The sequence below is a fragment of the Clostridium cadaveris genome, from assembly GCF_020911725.1.
In the GTDB taxonomy this organism is placed as follows: domain Bacteria; phylum Bacillota; class Clostridia; order Clostridiales; family Clostridiaceae; genus Clostridium_X; species Clostridium_X cadaveris.
In genome coordinates, this window is sequence record NZ_CP076620.1 from 638,820 (window position 1) to 660,443 (window position 21,624).

Below are 21,624 nucleotides of genomic sequence, written 5' to 3' on the forward strand. Positions count from 1 at the left end.
GAATGGAGGAAAAATAATTGGTAAGTTATGATATACGTAAACTTCAATTAACTCAGTTTGATATGTTAAAAGACATACATAAAATTTGTGAGGAGAATAATATAAATTATTTTATAGCATATGGAACACTATTAGGTGCTGTAAGACATAAAGGATTTATACCTTGGGATGATGACATAGATATTATGATGTTTAGCAGCGATTACAATAAATTTTTGGATATATGCAGAACTAAGCTTCCAAAAAAATATTTTTTACAGAATGATGAAACAGATCCTATGTATCCAAGAATGTGGTCTAAGATTAGAATAAATAATACATGTAATATGGAAAGAGAATATAGAAAGCTTCACATTCACTATGGAATAGATATGGATATATTTGAACTTGTATCTATTTCAGATAATCCAATTATGTTTGAATTACAAAGAAAAGCAGGATATGTATATAGATTAATGAAGTTTGAAAAAGCACATGATGCTGTTGATGATAAATTTAAAAGGGAAAGAGATACTAAAATATATAAAATTTTACCTAAGTGCGTAAAAAAGTTTCTTATGAATTTATCTAAAAAATTGGTTTATGCAACTGCTGATAAGAATACCAAGAGAGTTGTAGATTTAAGTGAAATAGTAATAATGGAGAGAGAATGGTTTAATGAGAAAGTTTTATTAAAGTTTGAGGATCAGAAATTCTATGCTCCAAAAAAATATGATGAACTTTTAACAAATTATTATGGTGATTATATGCAGCTTCCTCCAGAAGATCAAAGAACAGGACATGGAGATAGAATTGTAGACTTTGAAAATTCATATGAGAAATATCGAATTTAATATTGAGTGATGGAGGAGAAATTATGACATCGATAGGAAATTATGTTTTTAATAGAGGCTTATATAGAGAAATATTTGTGGGAATAACCATTTTATTTGCAATATCATTTTTTACACCTTTTAGTACTATATTAAATTTATTTTTACTATCATGGGGTGGAATTTTAATTTTAAAGGATTTATTTACGGAGAGAATAATTTTTAAATCTAAAAGGTTTATACCACTAATAATATTTATGTTTTTTTATTTTATTACTGTGGTTATAAATAGAAATTTAAACTTGTTTGAAAATGTTAAAATTTTTGCTTTGACTGCGCTTCAATTTTTTGTTATTTTTACTTTTGATGTTCATGACAACTATGATAACATAAAGAATGAAATGAAAAAGTTTAATAGAATTATTATTAATATGACTTTCGTAGCTACATGTATTTCACTTTTAGTATATTTATTTGGTATTGGATTTACAATCAATGGACATGTAGTTGGACTTGAAAATGGTATGCTTAATGGTATTTACACTGGGGCTAATACTGCAGGACCATTAGCATCTATTTCTATAATTTTGACTATAATCAATTATCAATTCAGTAAAAGAAAAAAATTGAGCAAATTTGAATACGCAAATATAATTGTTCAATTGATATTTATATATACTACAAACTCTAGAGCAAGTTTATATTCTATGATTGTATTTGGTATAATATTTGCATTGTTCTATTTTGAAGGAGCTAAGAAAAAAACTATATCAGTGGTAGGTGTGGCAGCAGTATACTATTTATCAAAAATAGTTAATGAAGCGGTGTACTGGCTTTATAGAGGTATTAACTTTATTGAAAAAGTTGTTGTGTATGGATTTAGGATTGCTAAATCATATATAACTAAGGATGGAATCACTCCTAGCATAGATGATTCGATTATTAGCAACATATCACCAGGGGTATCTGGTGCTGTGGAAAAAGAAATAAACAGAGGATTTTTAAATGGAAGAGCTCAACTTTGGGAATGTGGAGTGAAAATGATAAAGGAAAATCCCTGGTTTGGAGTTGGTTCAAGAAATGTATATCATGTTGCACTAAAATATGGTGATATGAATAGCCTCCCAGGAATAGAGGGAGGAGGAATGCATAATATAATTATGCAAGTGTTAGTGTCTAATGGAATACTTGGATTTCTAGCTTTGTTAGTCTTCATAGTTCCAATTATATTCGTTTATTTGAAATATTTAATAGACAGCAAACTGAAGAGTCATAGCTCTAAAACTGTTTTATTGGTGAGTGCATTGCTACTTATGCTTTTAGTACATAATATGGTTGAGGCAAGTATTCTATATAGTGCATCATACATGGCTACAGTATTTTGGACATATTTAGGATATGGATTATTTATAATGGATAAGGATTCAAGAGGTGAAATAAGTGATTAGTGTTATTATACCTTGCTATAATATTGAAAATTATCTTAGTAAGTCAGTAAAATCAATTATTAATCAGGCATATGATGATGTTGAGATTATCTTAGTAAACGATGGGTCTACAGATAATACGCTTAAGATATGTGAACAGTTAAAACAACAGTATCTTAATGTAAAAGTAATTAATCAATCTAATGAGGGAGTTAGTTCTGCTAGAAACAATGGAATTTTAGCGGCAAAGGGAGAATACATATGTCTTTTAGATGGCGATGACTTTCTTGATAATAATTGTTTTAAAAAAGTTATGGAAATCTTTAAAGAAGACAATAATGTAGATATGTGCTTCTATGGCTTTAAAGAAGTATCTGAAAATGGTGAAGTATATAGAAAATATGAAGATATTCATAAATATCCTGAAAATAAATTGACTGGAGCTGAATGTCTATTATCTAAAGCTATGAGAGAACTTTGGATATGTACAGGATCCTGTATTTATAAAAAATCCATCTTAGATAAATTTAATATAAAATATAGTTCAGGCTATAAATATGGAGAAGATATAAACTTTATAAATACATACATAAGCTATTCAAAGAAAATAGGATTTGTTAAAGAAAATTTTCTCAACTATCTTATGAGAAATGGATCAGCAACTAGAGCAGGCATTAATCCGTTTCTTATTCAAGCTTCTAATCTTAATAGAGATTTATACAAAACAATAGAGTGTAGAGATGATCTGAATGATGAAGAAAAAAATAAGATGTTAGTAGCTTGTGATGTTGATTACATTCATTTGACAACATCTGCAGCTAAAAATGTTGTAGAAAATACAGGTTCGTTTTCTTTTAGAGAGGCAGAAAAATTTTACGATAAATTTAAAATAATACCAGAAGATATAAATATATCTTCTATAGAAAAATATCTATCCAAAGCAAAAAAAATAGAATGGAAATTATTTTGCAGTAATAAGCTTTTGTTTTTTTCTACTGTAAAATTTTATAGAATGATGAAGAGGTGATGACCATTGTCAAAATCAATTAAAAAGAATGCCCTTGCAAAATTAGCATTAAATATTTTGAATGTGGTTTTGCCTTTTATAACAGGACCTTATTTGGCAAGAACTTTAGATAAAAATCTATATGGAGAATTTAATGCGGCGTTCGCTATAGTATCTTGGTTTATTCCATTTGCATCTTTTGGAATATACAACTATGGAATTCGTGTTATAAGTCAAATAAAACATGATAAGAAGAAAACAGAAGCTATGTTTACAAGTCTTTTTTCAATGGGACTTATAAGCACGGTAGCTGTTTTAATCATATATTTTATATATGTATTTTTAATACCAGATAAAGCTAATACATGGCTTTATACCATATTGTCAATACAAATTGTTGCTAATATTTTCATGGTTGAATGGATGAATGAGGCTTTTGAAAGCTATGGTTTTATACTTTTTAAAACTATGGCAGTTCGTTTAGTTAACGTAGCAAGCATACTTATATTTATAAAGAAACCAGATGATATATTAAAATATGCATTAATAAATTCTTTAATACTACTAATAAACAATTTAGCAAGCTACGTATATATAAAGAAAAAGATATCCTTTCACAAAATAGATAAGGCGCAGTTAAAAGTATTAATAAGACCTTTGTTTGTAATGCTTCTTTTAGCAAATGCAAACATGTTCTATACGTATCTAGATAAGTTATTTTTAAGTATATTTTCAGATAAGGTATACGTAACTTATTACACATTTTCTCAATCTATAACAGGACTTATAGGTAGTGTTATAAATGCAGTAATAATTGTTACTATACCTAGGCTTTCACTATATATAGGTCAAAAAAATGATAAGGAATATAAGAATCTATTGTATTCTTCATCGAGAATATTTTTTATGGTAGGTATACCTATGTGTATAGGACTTAGTGTTCTTGCTAAACCTATTATGCTTTTATATGGAGGAGAACAATATGTAGGAGCAGGAATGACAATGGCGTTATTTGCTTTTAGATATTTATTAGGCTTATGTGATTTAACCCTAGCTAATCAAGTTATTTTCATTCATGGAAAAGAAAGTCTATTAACAAAAATGTACTTTATAGGTGGAGGAATAAATCTAGTCCTTAATTCATTGCTAGTAGTCTTTAAAGTAGTGAGACCTGAGCTATTAGTAATTACTACTTTTATGTCTGAAGTTGTTTTAATTTCCATGATGGTTTCGTGTGTAAGAAAAATTGATCCTACCATTCATGTTTTAAATAAGAGTACTCTAAGATACTTTTTAACTGCTGTGATGTTTTATCCTATAGGCTTTGGAATTTCTAAGGTAATGGGATTAGAATATATAATAAATCTTAAATTTATTATTATAGTTGCTGTTATTGTTATGACTTGTGTGATATTCTACTTTGTAGTTTTATTAGTGTGTAAAGATGAAGCATTGGTCCAACTACTAGATATGATATTAGGAAAAGTAAAGCATAAATTGCATAGAGATAAAAAGTAAAATTTAAGTATCTGAAATTATGGGAGCTGGGATTAATGAACAAAAATATTGAAGTCCTAGAAATTTTAAATAGAGATAGTAATCTTAGTCAACGAGAAATTTCAAAAAGAGCAGGAATTTCGGTTGGCAAAGTAAATAGCATATTAAAAAGCTTAGAAAATGAAGGGTACCTGGAGTATAACCAGGCAAAGAATAAAAAATATAGTTATATAATAACTGAAAAGGCATTATTTTTATTGGAGCAAAATCTTAAAAAAAATGATGATACAAGGATTAAAATATTAGATGATACTCCTACAGAAGTGAAACAGGCAGTTATTCTTGCAGCCGGTAAAAGAAAAGAAATTCTGAATCCAGTTGGGATTTTAGAGCTGGAAAAAGATATTAGCATTATAAATCGTATAATAGATGCTCTTAAGAATAATGGAATAAATAATATAACTGTAATAACAGGGTACGAAAGTGAAAAATATGAGCATTTAAAAGAAACTAATAATGTTACAATTATAAATAATCCTAAATATAAATGGACTGGAACTATGGCATCCTTAGCTTTAGCGGAGAAGACCATTAAAGGAGATTTTATAGTTGTTGAAAATGATCTTATATTTGAGGAAAGAGCATTAAAAAGATTGATAACCAATCCGAGACGTGACTGTGTAGTTATTACTACAGAAAGTGGATCTAATGATGAAAGCTTTGTAGAACTTCGAAATGAATTCTTGTTTAAAATTTCTAAGGATATACATGCATTAAATAAAATTGACGGAGAATTTATAGGATTAACAAAAATATCTTTAGATGTTTTTAGGAAGATGCTAGATGAATATAGCAAAAATAAAAATCCATATATAAATTATGAATATACACTTTTAGATGTTTGCAGATATTATGATGTAGGATACATAAAAATAAATGATTTAATATGGGCGGAAGTAGATAATAAAGATCACTATGATAAAGTTATAAATTATATTTATCCAATGATAAAGAGAAAAGAACTTGAGGTGAAATTTGGGTATTTAGAATCGTTGATTTGCAAATTATTGAAAGTTGATAAATCAGAAATATTAAATATAAGTCATTTAAGTGGAGTAAATAATAATAGTTTCAAAGTTTTATTAAAAAATGATGCGTATAGCCTAAGAATACCTGGGGAGGCCGCGGATAGGTCTGTAAATAGAAGTGTTGAAAAATATAATTCAAAGAAGCTTTATGAATTAGGCATAAGTCCTAAGGATGTTTATTTCGATGAAAAGACAGGAATAAAATTTAGTGAGTTTATATACAAAGCTGAGCCTATAAATGCTACGTCTGCAAAAAAAGAAGAGAACATGAAAGATATAGCTGGTATTTTGAAAAGGCTTCATAAATCAAATGTTATTTTTGAAAACACATTTGACTTTCAGAAAAGTGTTGAAAAATATGAGGAATTGATCAAGGAAACAAGCACCTATATTTATCATCAATATAACGAAATTAAGAAAAAAGTTTTTAATATATATGATGAAATAAAGGATAATAATATAAAATTATGTCCTTGCCACAATGATTTAATTCCGGAAAATATAATTAAAAGTGGAAATGGTAAATTCTACTTAGTTGATTTAGAATACTCTGCTATGAATGATTATCTTTGGGATATTGCATCGTTGTTCCTTGAATGTGCTTTTTCTCAAGATGATGAAGAATTATTTTTAAGAATATATTTTAAAAGAGATATTGATGAGAAAGTAAGGGAAAAAATATTTAAATATAAGATTTTACAAAATTTCTTATGGAGTCTATGGGGTAGATTTAAGGAAGCGGAGAATGAAGACTTAGGTACATTTGGCATAGATAGATATAATAATGTAAAAAACTATATATATACTAGATTGTAAACCGACACCTTTATGTATTTTTATACATAAAGGTGTTTTTTGTGGGTAAAATATTGACATATTATAATGAAAAGTATTATCATATAACATGTGTTCAAAAAATGAAACAATAAATGAAACAATAAATGATGAGATTATAGTTTTATTATATATAACAAAGCTATAAGTAAGGAGAAATATGAGTAAAAAGTTAGATATATTAAAAGCATTAAACGAAAATAATTTTTTGAGTCAAAGAGCAATTGCTAAAAAACTGAATATGTCATTGGGAGTTGTAAATTCAACATTAAAAGAACTTATTGATGAAGGAATATTAAATTATATAAGAAAAAACAACAAGGTTAAATATAGTTTTACTGATAAAGGAATTAATTATTTGGCCAATAGCATAAAAGAATCTAGAAATATAAAAATTAACTTTTCTAATGATAGTGGTCAAACGAAAATAAAACAAGCTGTTATTCTTGCAGCAGGAGTCTGCAAGGACTTCGATAGGCCGGTAGGACTTTTAAATTTAGAAAATGATTTAACGCTTATAGACAGAAATATAAAAACACTTAAAGAGAATGGAATTCAAGATATAGTAGTTATAGTAGGTTATAAAAAAGAATATTATGAGGAAATAAAAAATAAATACAATATAACTTTGATAACTAATGATAAGTATAAATGGACAGGAAGTATGTCATCATTATCATTGGCTAAGGGTTTTATAAAAGAAGATTTTCTTTTAATTGAAAATGATTTGTTATTTGAGGATAGAGCTATATCAACAGTGCTAAAAAATAAGAATAGTAGCTGTCTTTTAATAACTTCAGAAACTGGGTCTTATGATGAAGATTTTGTGGAAATTAAAAATGGATTTTTATATAAAATCTCTAAAGATATACATGCCTTAAATAAAATAAATGGAGAAATGGTTGGGATATGTAAATTGTCTTATGAGGTTTTCGAAAAAATGCTCGAAGAGTATGGAGAAAATGAAAATCCATATATTAATTATGAGTATCTACTTTTTGATGTTGCAAGGTATTATAATATAGGCTATGAAAAGATAGATGATCTTATATGGTTTGAAATTGATAATATGATGCATTATAGAAATGTAAAAAATTATGTGTATCCTACACTAAAGAGAAAAGAGCTTGAGTTTAAAATAAGCTCACTGAAGAAATACATCGTAGATGCATTAAAGATAAAAGAGGAATTAATTACTGAGATAATTCCTTGTGGTGGAATGACTAACAAAAATTATAAAGTAACTATAGATGAAAAACTATATATTTTGAGAGTTCCAGGGGCTGGAACAGAAGAGATGATAGATAGAAATATAGAGAAAGAGAATGCTGAGCTTGGATATAAAATTGGCGTTGATGCAAAGATCATCTATTTTGATTCTATTACGGGAATAAAAATATCAGAATACATAAAGGATGCAGAAACTTTAACTCCTATGGCTGCAAAAAAAGAAAATAATATGAAAGCAGTTACTGATATTTTAAGAACTCTGCATAATTCTGACATAAAGTTTAATAATAAGTTTGATGTTTTAGGAAAGATAAAAGCATATGAAGACCTCATTAAAAAATATGAGGGAGAAAATTTCTCTGATTATGACAAAGTAAAAAAAGATGTTATGAAAATTTATAAATCACTTGAATATATGAATTTAGAGGACAGACCATGTCATAATGATACAGTTCCAGAGAATTTTATTAAAGATAGCAATGATAAAATGCATTTGATTGACTGGGAATATAGTGGTATGAATGACCCAATGTGGGATTTATCAGCGTATTCTATAGAGTGCAGGTTTACAGATGATGAAGAAGAATTGTTATTAAAGTTATATCTTGGAAATGATCCGGATGGGGATACAAAGAAGAGAATTTTGATTCATAAGATTATGCAGGATTTTTTATGGGCTATTTGGACAGTAGTAAAAGAGGCTAAAGGTGATCATTTTGGAACCTATGGATTAGACAGGTACAACAGAGCGAAGGAAAATATAAAGATGTTTGAAGAACTTTATGATTAAAAATTGGGGGAATAAAGGTGAAAGATAGAACAAATTTGGGATTTATATCAGCCCTAGGATCTGGAATTGCATGGAGTATAGATACAATACTTATAGGAATAATATTAGCCAAAACACCATTTATAGATACTGAAATGGCTATAGCTTTGGCACCTTTTGTAAGTACGTTTTTACATGACTCAATTTCAGCCGTGTGGGTATCTATATATAATGCTATAAGAGGAGAATTTAAAGGAGTCATTAAAGCTATAAGATCAAAAAGTGGGATGTTTATAATGATAGCTGCACTTATGGCAGGACCACTGGGGATGACAGCTTATATGCTTAGTATAAAATATATAGGTCCTGCTTATGCTGCCAGCATAACAGCTTTCTATCCAGCTCTTGGAGCATTACTAGCCTTTATATTTTTAAAAGAACCTATGAATATTAGAATATGGAGTGGTATTATTCTTAGTATAATAGGAGTAATAATACTAGGATATTCACCAAGTAAGATGTCAACTACTGGCCCAACTTTCTTATTGGGAATAGGTTTTGCATTGCTTACAGTAGTTGGATGGGCATTGGAAAGTGTTATATGTGCTTATGGAATGAAGGATGATGTTACTCCAGAACAGGCCTTGAATATAAGGCAACTTACTTCGGGAGTATTTTATGCAATAATATTAATGCCGATTTTAAAGGGATATCCTATAGTGATTGAAACAGTAAGGAGTTTTAATATAGTTACAATAGGAATCACAGCTTTAGTTGGAACTATGTCTTATTTGTTCTATTATAACGCTATAAATATTATAGGGGCCGCTAGAAGCACCGCTTTAAATATAACTTATTCCATGTGGGCTATAGTTATACAAGTTTTATTTATGGGTATGGAGTTTAATGTACAGTTATTGCTTGGAAGTATAATTGTAATTACTGGCTCTATATTGGTTGCAATTAACCCAAAAGAGCTTTTGGGATTTACTAAATAAGTAGTATTATAGCTAAAACATAAAAAGAGAGATGTTCAGACAGATAGTCTTAAACATTTCTCTTTTTATGTTTTATTTATGTGGTTATAAATAACTTAGATTTCAAATATTAACATAATATTAACGTGTTAATATTAAATTTTTGAATTATTTATCAAAAATAATTGAATTGAGATTAAATTCAGAGTATAATGAAAACACGATTTATGTTCAATTTTTGAACATAAATTATTTCCCGGGATAAATTTATAAGGAATGGGGCGAGGAAAGATGAATATTAAAAGAAATATTTTATTAAATCCAGGACCTGCAACTACTACTGACAGAGTAAAGATGGCTCAAGTTGTGCCAGATATATGTCCTCGTGAAAAAGAATTTGAAGAACTAATGAATCAAATGCGCAAGGATTTGGTAACTATAGTTCATGGAGATCAGAAGAAGTATACATGTGTAATGTTTACTGGATCAGGTACATTAAACATGGATGTATGTTTAAATTCATTACTTCCAAAGGACAAGAAGATCCTTATCGTTGATAATGGAGCATATAGCTCAAGAGCTGTAGAGATATGTGAGTATTACGGTCTTGCTCATATAGATTTAAAGTTTAACTTTGATGAAAGACCAGATCTTTGCAAAATTGAAAATACATTAAAAGAAAATCCAGATATCGCCTTAGTTTATACAACTCATAATGAAACTGGAACTGGAATAATGAATCCTATAAAGGAGATAGGAGAGATAGTTCACAAATACAATGGAGTATTTGTTGTAGATACAACTTCAACTTATGCAATGGTTCCTATAAATATGGATAGGGACAATATAGATTTTTGCATGGCGTCAGCTCAAAAGGGACTTATGTCCATGACAGGACTTTCTTTTGTAATAGGAAATAGAGAAATGATAATCAAGTCAAAAGACTATCCAAAACGTTCATATTATTGCAATCTATATCTTCAATATGAATTCTTTGAGAAGACAGGACAAATGCATTTCACTCCTCCGGTTCAAACAGTATATGCTACAGCAGAAGCTATTAAGGAATACTTCCAAGAGGGAGAAATTGAAAAGTGGAATAGACATACAAGAGTCTTTGAAGCAATTCACAAAGGAATTGAAGAGCTTGGTTTTAAAGATGTAATAAAAAGAGAATGGCAGACAGGGCTTGTTGTTTCAATAAAATATCCGGATGATCCTAACTGGGATTTCGAAAGGGTACATGACTACTGCTATGAAAGAGGATTCACAATATATCCTGGGAAGATAGCGTCTACAGATACATTTAGATTATGTTCTTTGGGAGATATTGATGTATGCGATATAGAAGAATTCTTTAAAGTATTTAGAGAAGCGTTAGAAAAAAATAACATATCGATTCCTGTGGGATATAAAAAATAATAAACAGGATAGCAGTGATTATATTTGGTGTTAAATGAGAGGTTAAGTGTGAAGAAATGAAAGTCGAAACTATAATAAATAAAATTCAAAGTCTTGGAATTAATTCAATTGTTGGAGTTCCAGATTCAACTCTTAAGGAGTTCTGTGACTATATAAATTATGAAAATCCAAATGGTTTAAAACATTACGTTCCAGCAAATGAAGGAGCAGCCGTAGGACTTGCGGCTGGAATATATCTTGGCAGTGGTAAACCAGCTTGTGTTTATATGCAGAATAGTGGTATTGGAAATGCTGTGAACCCAATAGCATCATTATTGAATGAAAAGGTATATGATATTCCAGCATTATTTTTGGTAGGTTGGAGAGGGGAACCAGGTGTTCATGATGAGCCTCAGCATAAATTTCAAGGTACTATAACTAGGGAGCTCTTTGATGTTCTTCATATAAAAAATCAAGTAATTGATGGAAATACTAGTGAAGATGAACTAAGCGAAATATTCAGAAAAGCAGAAGAGGCATTAAAAAACAATGAGCAGTTTGCAATAATCGTAAAAAAGGGGACTTTTGAAAAGAGAAAAGGAGAATCTCATAAAAATTCATATGAACTAGTGAGAGAAGATGCTATAAAAGAGATATTAAGTCAAGTTGATAAAGATGATATGATAATTTCGACTACAGGAAAGATATCAAGGGAAGTGTATGAACAAAGTGATATTATACTTGGAGGACATGAACAAAACTTTTTAACAGTTGGATCAATGGGACATGCTTCAATGATAGCTTTAGGACTAGCTAAAGAGAATAAAAACAAAAAAGCATACTGTATAGATGGAGATGGAGCAGTACTTATGCATATGGGAGCTTTACCTTTCATTGCTCATGAAAATCCAAACAATTTCATTCACATAGTTCTAAATAATGATGCTCATGAATCTGTGGGGGGAATGCCTACTGGAGCAGTTGGGGTAGACATTGCAGATATAGCAAAAAGTGCAGGATATAAAAATGTCTTTAAAGCTTATAGCTTAGAAGAGTTAAAGAATGCATTGAAAATTACTAAGTCTTTAAAAGAATTGTCTTTTATTGAAGTAAAAGTAAGCTTACAATCTAGAGCTGATTTAGGTAGACCAAAGGAGTCAGCAAGAGAAAATAAAGAGAATTTTATGGGATATCATTTAAGGTAGAAAAGGAGAGAGCTATGAATAAGGAAAGAGTTAAGAAGGTATATGCATGTTTTAGTACAGATGTTTTACATGAAGGGCATATTAATATAATAAATGAGGCTCAAAAATATGGGGAACTTACAGTAGGAGTATTGAGTGATGAGGCTTGTGTAAAGTTTGACCGATTTTCAACAATATCTTTAGATGAAAAGATTAAGATGTTTGAAAAAATACCTGGAGTAAGTAGGGTTATTATTCAAAAAAATACTACATATAAAGATGTATTAGATGATCTTAAACCTGATTATGTAGTACACGGGGATAATTGGAAGTCAGGACCACAAAGGATTATAAGAGATGGGGTTATAGAAATATTATCAAAATGGGATGGAAAGTTAATTGAAGTACCATATACAAGAAATGAAAATGTTAAGGCTATAGATGATACTACAAGAGAAAAATTATCTATGCCTGAATACAGAAGAAAGAGGCTTGGTCAATTATTAAAGCTTAGACCAATAGTGAAGGCTATAGAAGTCCATAATGGAATAACTGGTCTTATTGCTGAAAAAACAGTTGTTGAACGTGACGGTGAACTAGATCAGTTTGATGCTATGTGGATTTCAAGTCTTTGTGACTCTACTGCAAAGGGAAAGCCAGACATAGAGCTTGTTGATATGTCTTCAAGACTTGATACAGTGAATGATGTTATGGATGTTACTACAAAACCTATAATATTAGATGGTGATACAGGTGGACTTGTAGAGCACTTTGTATATAATGTGAGAACTCTTGAAAGAATGGGTGTATCTGCAATTATAATTGAAGACAAAACAGGTTTAAAGAAGAATTCATTATTTGGTACAGAGGTTAAACAAACTCAGGATACTATTGAGAATTTTTGCTATAAGATTAGTGAAGGAAAGAAAGCCTTAAGAACATCTGAATTTATGATAATAGCAAGAATTGAAAGCTTAATTCTTGAACAAGGTATGGATGATGCATTAAATAGAGCATATGCCTATGTAGAGGCTGGTGCTGATGGGATTATGATTCACAGTAGAAAGAAGGACCCAGCAGAAATATTTGAATTCTGCGATACATTCAGAAAAACTAATAAAGAGACTCCAATAGTTGTTGTTCCGACATCCTTTAATATGGTGACAGAAGAAGAGTTTGTAGAGCATGGAGTTAACATAGTAATTTATGCCAACCAGCTTACAAGAAGCGCTTTTCCTGCTATGCAGGATACAGCTACTAAGATACTTCAATGTCATAGAGCAAAAGAAGTTGATGAGAGTCTTATGTCTATAAAAGACATAATAACATTGATAGACTAATATAAGTTAAAAGGCCGTCTCAAAATTTAAAGTGAGACGGTTTTTTTGGGCAATTTTTTCAGAATGTTAATAATTAATTCTTATTTTTTTTATCAAAATTAATTGAACAAAAAAGTGGAATAAGGTATAATAAATCTACAGTTTGTTCATAAAATGAACAATATTTTAAAATTTAGAAAAGATGTTTAAATGTAGTTCAAATATAGAAAAAAAGGAGAATATATAATGAGAGTTATAATACTAGCAGCAGGAATGGGTACAAGGCTTAGACCGCTTACAGATGATAAACCAAAGTCATTGGTTGAGGTTAATGGAGAACCAATGATTGAAAGACAGTTAAGGTTTTTAAAAGAAAAAGGAATAGAAGATATAATAATAGTTACAGGATATATGGCAGAAAAGTTTGAGTACTTAAAGGAAAAATACGGAGTGAAGCTTATTCACAATGATAAATATGATGTTTATAACAATGTTTATACTATGTACTTAGTTAGAGAATATTTAGAAGATGCTTATGTATCAGAAGCAGACGTATACATGGTAAAAAATTATTTTGACCCAGAGATTAAAAAATCAGCTTACTTTGGAGGATATAGAGAAAACTTTGTTAACGAGTGGGTATTGGGAATCGGTGAAAACAATAAGCTTCATAGCATAGAATTGCAATCAGGAAGTGATTATATTTTAGCTGGTCTATCTTACTGGACAAAGGACAGCAGTAAATTAATAAAAGAAAAACTTGAAGAGGTTATAGATGCAGGACATTTTGACACGATGTATTGGGATGAAGTTGTTAATTTATGTCTTGAGGATATGGATGCAGAGGCAAGAATTATTGGAACAAATGATTGGTTTGAAATAGATTCAGTATCAGACCTAGAAAACGCTGAAGCATGTTTAACTACTTTAAGTTTTTAAGAGGTGAGATTGTGAAAGCGAGGAGTACATCTACTTTAGCGATTATTTTAACTGTAATTTTGGTATTAATGACAGTTTTTAGTCCTAAAAGAGTTTTTAGTAAAGATAAATCCATGAAGGAAATAAACATATATACGGCTATAGAGGATGAATTTTTGAATGAATACGTAAATGAATTTGAAAAAGATTATCCTGATATAAAAGTAAATATAATAAGAGATTCTACAGGAATAGTTACAGCAAGACTTTTAGCAGAAAAGGATAATCCCAAAGCAGATATAGTATGGGGAGTAGCTGCCAGCAGTCTTTTAATATTAGATGAGGAAGGTTCACTACATCCATATACACCTATAGGATTAGAGAATGTAGATGAAAAATTTTATGATTCTAAAAATGAGGTGCCACACTGGGTTGGAATTTGTTTATGGACAGGAGCCATTACAGTTAATACTGAAGAGTTAGAGAAAAATGGACTGCCAATGCCAACATCATATACTGATCTTTTAAATCCAGTATATAAGAATGAAATGATTATGCCAGATCCAGGATCATCAGGTACAGGTTTTCTTATGGTTTCAGGATGGCTTCAAAATGATGGAGAAGAAAATGGATGGAAGTTCATGGATGAGCTAAACAAAAATATGAAAAGTTATGTTCACTCAGGAAGCCTTCCAACAAAATCAACAGCTACAGGAGAACAAGCAATAGGTCTTGGAATGGATTTTGAAAGTTTGAGAATGGAAAATAAAACGCCTCAAATAAAGACTGTGTTTCCATCAGATATTTTACCATGGGAAATGGAAGCTGTTGCACTTATAAACAAACCTCATGTAAAAGATGAAGCAAAAACATTTGTAGATTGGGCAATATCTAAAAAAACTATGGATATGTATGCTAAAAACAGGAGTCTAGTAAGCTTAAAAGGAGCAAAATCTCAATTAAAAGGTATGCCAGAAGATTTATCAGAAAGACTTTGCAAAAATGATTTTTATTGGTCATCAAGTAATAGAAAAGATATTTTAAAAGAGTGGAATAAAAGATTTAGTGGAGAAAAAAAGTAAGATGAATAAAATTAAGGAGGATGGGGGAAAATCCTCTTTAGTTTTGTAAAGAAACAATAAACTTAAGGTAGGAGTAAAAAAGTATGAGCTATTTAAAAGTTGAAAATCTTAATAAGAAATTTGGAAGCTTTAATGCATTAAATAACATAAATTTTGAGATTAATGAGGGCGAATTTGTATGTTTTTTAGGACCAAGTGGATGTGGTAAAACCACACTTTTAAGAATAATAAGTGGACTGGAAGATGAAACTTTAGGAAAAATATATTTAAAGGATGAAGATATAACAAATCTTCCACCAGCTAAAAGAAATTTTGGAATAGTGTTTCAAAGTTATGTGCTTTTTCCAAATATGACAGCAGGAGAAAATATAGCTTATGGACTTAAAAATAAAAAAATGCCTAAAGATAAAATAGAGGAAATGGTAAATGATGTACTTTCTCTTGTTGGACTTTTAGAGTGTAAAGATAAATATCCTAATAAGTTAAGTGGGGGACAGCAGCAGAGAATTGCAATAGCTAGATCAATTGCATTATCTCCAAGAGTATTATTATTGGATGAACCATTATCAGCATTAGACGCAAAGGTTAGAGAACATTTGAGAAGAGAGATAAAAAATATTCAAAGTAAACTTGGTATAACAACTATAATGGTAACCCATGACCAAGAAGAAGCTTTAACAATGTCTGATAGAATAATAGTTATGAATAATTCTAAAATTGAACAAATAGGAACTCCGGAAGAAATTTATAAAAAACCAGCAAACAAGTTTGTTGCTGATTTTGTTGGTAATGTAAATTTTTTCGAACTTGATGGAGAAAAAAGAGCTATAAGACCTGAAGAAGTTAAATGCTCACTTTTAGAACAAGAAGATTATCTAAAAGGGAAAATTAAATCTGTTGAGTTTAGAGGAGCTTTTTATAGGATAATAGTAGATTTAGAAGTAGCTATAAAAGATATTATGGTTGATATAATTAGTGTAAAGATGGAAGAAAAAGATTTTAAAGTTGGAGACACTATATATTTAAAATTAAATGACAGTGTAGCAGTAGAATAGAAAGAATGGAGACTAGTCATGAAAAAAATAAATAAATCAGATTCGACCAGAATATCATTAATTGTTATAATAATATCATTTTTAATGGTAACTTTACTTTTTCCTATAGTGAACTTGTTTAAAGAAGCTTTTTATAATGAAGGGGATTTTATAGGTTTTGCAAATTTTAGTGAATATTTAAAGACGCCAGCATTAGTGAGTTCTATAAAGCATAGTTTTACAATTGCATTAATATCTACGGCAATAGTCATTGTGCTAGCATTTTTATATGCATATGCATTGGAAAGAACTAATGTTAAAGGGAAAGGTTTTTTAAAATGGATTGCACTTTTACCTTTGTTTGCACCGACAATGACTCATGGTATAGCATTAATATATTTATTTGGAGCTCAAGGAATAATAACAACAGGGTTCTTTGGAAAACTATCGTCACTAGCTTTTGAGTTTCCTCTATATGGAATGTGGGGAATAATATTTGCGGAAAGTATATATATTTTTCCATCAATTTTTATGATGTTTAGAGTAGCTTTAAAGCTTACAGATAATAGACTTTATGAAGCAGCAGAAGTTATGGGAACAACCAAAGTAAAACAATTTTTCACAATAACCATTCCTAGTGTTAAATATACTATGGTAAGTGCTTTTTTTGGAGCATTTACTATGGCTTTTACAGACTTTGGAGCACCAAAAGTTGTTGGAGGAAGCTACAATCTTTTGGCAACAGATATATATAAACAAGTTATAGGACAGCAAAATATCACTATGGGAGCGACAGTAGGAATACTTCTTTTAATTCCATCTGTAATAGCTTTTATAGTGGATCAAAGATTAAATAAGAAGAATAGTACGGTAGACTCTAAAGCGGTTGAATATGTTACGAAAAAAGACAAAAAAAGAGATATTATATTTGGAAGTTTTACATATATAATTGCTTTAATAATCATTATGATATTTGGAACAATAATTTTTGCTGCTTTTGTAAAACAATGGCCATATGACTTATCATTTACGCTAGATTGGTTTAAAGTCAAGACCTATGGAATAAGCACATTTGAGATTTATTATAATACTATTTATACGGCTCTTATGAGTGCTATAATAGGAACAGTACTTGTTTTAATAACCTCTTATTTAACTAATAGAGGAAGAGGTTTCGGAAAGATGAAAAAGGCATTATCTTTCTTATGTACTATGCCATTAGCATTACCAGGACTTGTGGTTGGTCTATCATATATATTATTTTTCAACAAGGCAAATAATCCTCTAAATGGGATATACGGGACTATAACAATAATAGTTCTTGCAAATATAATACACTTCTTATCAGTACCATATATGACTATAACAACTTCTATGAAGAAGATAGATATGGAATATGAAAATGTTTCTGAATCTATGGGAGTTCCATGGTACAAAGTACTTTCAAATGTTATAATTCCAATGTCAATGCCTTCAATATTAGAAAGTTTTTCGTATTACTTTGTAAATTCTATGATGACTATATCGGCTGTAATATTCTTATATGCATTTGATACGAAGTTAGCAGCAATAGATATGATTAATAAATATGATATAGGTGAAGTAGCAGCTGCAGCAGCTATGGCAGTTCTAATCATATTTACAAATATTATATTTAAAGCTATTTTTGATAAGATAATTGAAAAAATGAATAAGTAATTTAAAGAATAATTTGAATCCCTCTAATTTTAGAGGGGTTATTTTTTGTGTGTCCGACATGTACGAAGGATATTAGGAAAAGTTATTTTTTAGGTACAGAAAATACATTTATCTAAACCTATTTTTCCTTCATTCATAGATAACATAAAAACTGGCTATGTTTATTTATTAATAAACGGTTGGTAAGATATTATAAAAATTAAAAAATGCGAACTAATATTCGAATAAAGTGATTAAATCTCTAAATTAATGACAATAATTAAAATAACGTTTTTAGTTTAGAGGTGAAAAGTATGATAGAGGCTGTTAAAACAATTATAAATATGCTATATACTACCACTTTAAGCAAATGTCCTCATTGTTCTAGCGAATCAATTATAAAATATGGAAAAAGTAATATAGGAAGACAACGATATCGTTGTAAGCAATGTAAAAAATGTTTTTCTCAATTCACATCATCTCCCATGAGTTATAGCAAAAAGCCAATAGAATCATGGGCAAATTATATAGTTTTATTAAATCAAAAAGCTACTTTGGATGAAGGGGCTAAAGCTAGTAAATTATGTTTGACGACCTCTTTTTACTGGAGACATAAGCTTTTAGCATCATTAACACCGGAAAATTCAAATCAAAGATTTTCAAAAGTACTTCAAATTAATGAATTGATTCTTCCGATTAATAATAAAGGAAATCATAAAAATAAGAATATAAAGTGGAGAAGACCTAGGTGGATTTTGAATAAATTTGTACCTAGCGTAAAATTATTTAGTTGTGTTGATTCTGCATATCATAGAGATATAATACCAGTGGCAGAAAGAATAGACATACCTAATATAAGAAGATATTTAATGCCAAGAGTTACTGAAGGAACTATAATAGCAACTATGAATCCAGGAAGATATAATATTTCTGCTAATTATAAAAAAGTTATTGCTAAAAGATATGCATTTGGTGTTGACACTAATAAAATTTCGGATGAATGTCCTAAAGAGAATTTAGCTTTGAAACAATCTGATAATTTTAAAAAATTTATAAGAAAAATGAATGGAATATCTACAAAATATTTATCATTTTATAGCAAATGGTTTATGTGGATTCAATATAGCGGTTGCAAAGAAAATATGTTTCTTAAGGCTATAATGAAAAATAGATATAAAATAAGATTTTTTGAAATATCTAAAGTAAATTTAAGAGGCGAAATAGTAGGAATTTAAGTTGATTTTTTTATATTGCTATGTAGTTTCTTCAATTAACAACCGTTAATTAAAAAAACTACATAGCAAAGAAGTAAAGTGACTGCACCAGAGATTAATGAATGGGTTTTAGAATAATATAGGGAAAGATAAATTTATTTTATTTAAGTGAATAATTGGTTTTAAAATGGTTAGAATTCAAGAAGAGTTGATGAACCTATATTATATATTTATTTTGTGGAGGAATTAGGATGAATAAGATATTATTAGTTGGAAGGTTGGTTAAGGATCCAGAATTAAGAATTTTTAATGAAGGAGAGAAAATATCAACAAGATTTATCATTGCTGTAGAAAGAAATTATAGAGAGACAAATGGAGATAGAAAAGCAGACTTTATTCCAGTGACAGTTTGGGGTAAAAGAGCTGAGCTTATTTGTTCGAACCTAAAAAAAGGAAGTCTTGTCACTGTAAGTGGAAGGCTTAGAACAGACAGTTATGATGATAAAGACGGAAATAAAAAATATGTATATGAAGTGGTAGCTGAAGACTTTAAGTTTTCAGAATCTCCTAAGAAAATTTCAGAAAAAAAAGAAGCATAAGAAATATAAGTGTTTATTCAACTCATGCACAAAATGAAATAAAAACCGATTAGGCATATCCTAGTCGGTTTTTGATTTTATGAAAATATTATTTATGTCTTTTTGCTAGCACTTTATCAGCAAATAGTTCGCCGAAATTAAATGCGGAAGTCAATTCTTCTGAAGATGGTTTGAATTTTATTTTTAAACTTGGAAGAAGTAAGTCCATTCTAAGTTCTTTAAGTCTATTTTCCATATTAGGAACAGCTTCGCCGCTCCATCCATAGGAACCAAAAGCTCCGGCAACTCTCTTTCCATGCACTACAGGATTAAGCTTTGTCATTAAATCTCTAATTGGTTCTAGTAAATCGCAGTTAATAGTTGGAGAACCAAATAATATTCCATCAGATTTATTTATGCTCTCTAGAATTTCGTCTTGAGATGAAGAAACTAGATCAAATAATTTTATTTCAAAATCACCTTTAGATGAAATTCCCTTAGCTATTTCTTCAGCAAGCTGCTTAGTATAACCATAAGCTGAAACATAAGAAATAGTTATATTAGGGATGGATGGAATTGGGGATGGTGTACTCCACTCTTTATAAATATTTATGATCTTCCAAGGATTTTCTCTTAGTATAGGACCGTGTCCAGGACATACTGTATCTATGGAAAGATCTTTAATTTTATCTATAGCCTTTAATACATAAGGTTTAAATGGTCCAAATATGCAGTCGTAGTAATATTTTAAAGCATCCATATAATCTTTTTCATTTTTAACAAGGTCATTAAACATATTTTCTTCGCTATAGTGACTTCCAAAAGAATCACATGTTATAAGAAGCGAATCTTCAGGTATATAAGTATACATTGAATCTGGCCAATGTAAAAATGGAGCTGATATAAATTTTAATGTTTTATTTCCAAGGCTTAGGCTGGTGCCGTCTTTGGCAACTATATGTTCAAAAGGTTTGTTTATTATATGATTTAAATATTGAATAGCGCAATTTGAGCCAACAACTTTAGCATTAGGAGCTAAATCTAGAATTTTACTTACACTACCAGCATGGTCTGGTTCAGTATGATCTACTACTATATAGTCTATATCAGAAATATTGATGTTTAAAGAATTTAGTCTCTCAATATATTGATCAAAAAATTCTTCTTTTACAGTTTCAAAAATAGCGATTTTTTCGCTTCCTTGTACAACATATGAATTATAAGATGTTCCATAAGGAGTATACATAATTATATCGAATACTCTTAAGCCGGGATCTAAAGCTCCTACCCAAAATATATCTTTTTTTACTTCAACAGATTTCATTATTTTCATACCCTTTCTACAAAAAGATTTTTCCAAATGCAGTTAAATATAGTTTGCTTCTTTAAATATATTTTAAACAATATGTATCAAATGCTCAATAAAGAATTATAATTTTTGAAACAAAAGTACTAATATATATTATCAATTAATAAAATTTATTTCAACATATGAAGTCGTTTTCTTTAAAAATTTGTGGATTATGTTGCAAAAAACGACTATTTTAAAATTAAATACAAAATATAGTGTGGATAAG

The 21,624-nt window shown here is 29.4% G+C and carries 17 protein-coding genes; 16 read left to right on the top strand and 1 reads right to left on the bottom strand.

The window, feature by feature from the left end; all coding sequences use genetic code 11:
• Nucleotides 1-17 precede the first annotated feature (17 nt).
• The 16 genes from KQH81_RS02850 (at nt 18) to KQH81_RS02925 (ending at nt 20,068) form a co-directional block, all read left to right on the top strand.
• Nucleotides 18-833 (top strand): LicD family protein, encoded by an 816-nt coding sequence (locus KQH81_RS02850; protein ID WP_074844571.1) that lies wholly within the window; start codon nt 18-20, stop codon nt 831-833.
• A gap of 23 nt (nt 834-856) precedes the next feature.
• Nucleotides 857-2,260, top strand: a complete 1,404-nt coding sequence (locus KQH81_RS02855) for an O-antigen ligase family protein (protein WP_074844575.1) — start codon at nt 857-859, stop codon at nt 2,258-2,260.
• The gene (locus KQH81_RS02860; protein WP_027637553.1) at nt 2,253-3,266 is read left to right on the top strand and encodes a glycosyltransferase family 2 protein; all 1,014 of its coding nucleotides are present in this window, start codon (nt 2,253-2,255) and stop codon (nt 3,264-3,266) included. Before KQH81_RS02855 ends, KQH81_RS02860 begins: the two co-directional genes overlap by 8 nt.
• Nucleotides 3,267-3,272: 6 nt before the next feature.
• A complete protein-coding gene (locus KQH81_RS02865) occupies nt 3,273-4,763 on the top strand; it encodes a flippase (RefSeq protein ID WP_027637552.1) in 1,491 nt (496 codons plus the stop codon).
• 35 nt (nt 4,764-4,798) lie between these two features.
• Nucleotides 4,799-6,646 carry a winged helix-turn-helix transcriptional regulator gene (locus tag KQH81_RS02870; protein WP_027637551.1) on the top strand — a complete coding sequence of 616 codons (1,848 nt, stop codon included), beginning with the start codon at nt 4,799-4,801 and terminating at the stop codon, nt 6,644-6,646.
• Nucleotides 6,647-6,824: 178 nt separating this feature from the next.
• On the top strand, nt 6,825-8,684 hold the full coding sequence (locus KQH81_RS02875; RefSeq protein ID WP_027637550.1) for a winged helix-turn-helix transcriptional regulator: 1,860 nt from the start codon (nt 6,825-6,827) through the stop codon (nt 8,682-8,684).
• A gap of 17 nt (nt 8,685-8,701) precedes the next feature.
• Nucleotides 8,702-9,661 (top strand): DMT family transporter, encoded by a 960-nt coding sequence (locus tag KQH81_RS02880; RefSeq protein WP_230028880.1) that lies wholly within the window; start codon nt 8,702-8,704, stop codon nt 9,659-9,661.
• A 270-nt stretch (nt 9,662-9,931) separates the two neighbouring features.
• The gene (locus tag KQH81_RS02885) at nt 9,932-11,062 is read left to right on the top strand and encodes a 2-aminoethylphosphonate aminotransferase (RefSeq protein ID WP_027637548.1); all 1,131 of its coding nucleotides are present in this window, start codon (nt 9,932-9,934) and stop codon (nt 11,060-11,062) included.
• A gap of 56 nt (nt 11,063-11,118) precedes the next feature.
• Entirely contained in the window at nt 11,119-12,246 is a 1,128-nt protein-coding gene (gene aepY, locus KQH81_RS02890; protein WP_074844584.1) for a phosphonopyruvate decarboxylase, read from the top strand.
• Nucleotides 12,247-12,260: 14 nt separating this feature from the next.
• Entirely contained in the window at nt 12,261-13,565 is a 1,305-nt protein-coding gene (gene aepX, locus KQH81_RS02895) for a phosphoenolpyruvate mutase (RefSeq protein WP_027637546.1), read from the top strand.
• A 225-nt stretch (nt 13,566-13,790) separates the two neighbouring features.
• Complete coding sequence (locus KQH81_RS02900) at nt 13,791-14,483, top strand: CTP--phosphocholine cytidylyltransferase (protein ID WP_027637545.1); 693 nt, start codon at nt 13,791-13,793, stop codon at nt 14,481-14,483.
• 11 nt (nt 14,484-14,494) lie between these two features.
• Entirely contained in the window at nt 14,495-15,544 is a 1,050-nt protein-coding gene (locus tag KQH81_RS02905; RefSeq protein ID WP_178312049.1) for a putative 2-aminoethylphosphonate ABC transporter substrate-binding protein, read from the top strand.
• Between the two features lie 83 nt (nt 15,545-15,627).
• Nucleotides 15,628-16,599: an ABC transporter ATP-binding protein gene (locus tag KQH81_RS02910; RefSeq protein ID WP_168972204.1), complete on the top strand. Its 972-nt coding sequence runs from the start codon at nt 15,628-15,630 to the stop codon at nt 16,597-16,599.
• Nucleotides 16,600-16,617: 18 nt separating this feature from the next.
• Complete coding sequence (locus tag KQH81_RS02915; protein ID WP_178312051.1) at nt 16,618-18,276, top strand: putative 2-aminoethylphosphonate ABC transporter permease subunit; 1,659 nt, start codon at nt 16,618-16,620, stop codon at nt 18,274-18,276.
• 293 nt (nt 18,277-18,569) lie between these two features.
• Entirely contained in the window at nt 18,570-19,490 is a 921-nt protein-coding gene (locus tag KQH81_RS02920) for an IS1/IS1595 family N-terminal zinc-binding domain-containing protein (protein ID WP_230028882.1), read from the top strand.
• 230 nt (nt 19,491-19,720) lie between these two features.
• On the top strand, nt 19,721-20,068 hold the full coding sequence (locus KQH81_RS02925) for a single-stranded DNA-binding protein (protein WP_027637541.1): 348 nt from the start codon (nt 19,721-19,723) through the stop codon (nt 20,066-20,068).
• 88 nt (nt 20,069-20,156) lie between these two features.
• Here the strand turns inward: KQH81_RS02925 and KQH81_RS02930 are convergent, their stop codons facing one another.
• On the bottom strand, nt 20,157-21,371 hold the full coding sequence (locus KQH81_RS02930; RefSeq protein ID WP_027637540.1) for an FprA family A-type flavoprotein: 1,215 nt from the start codon (nt 21,369-21,371) through the stop codon (nt 20,157-20,159).
• Between the last annotated feature and the right edge of the window lie 253 nt (nt 21,372-21,624).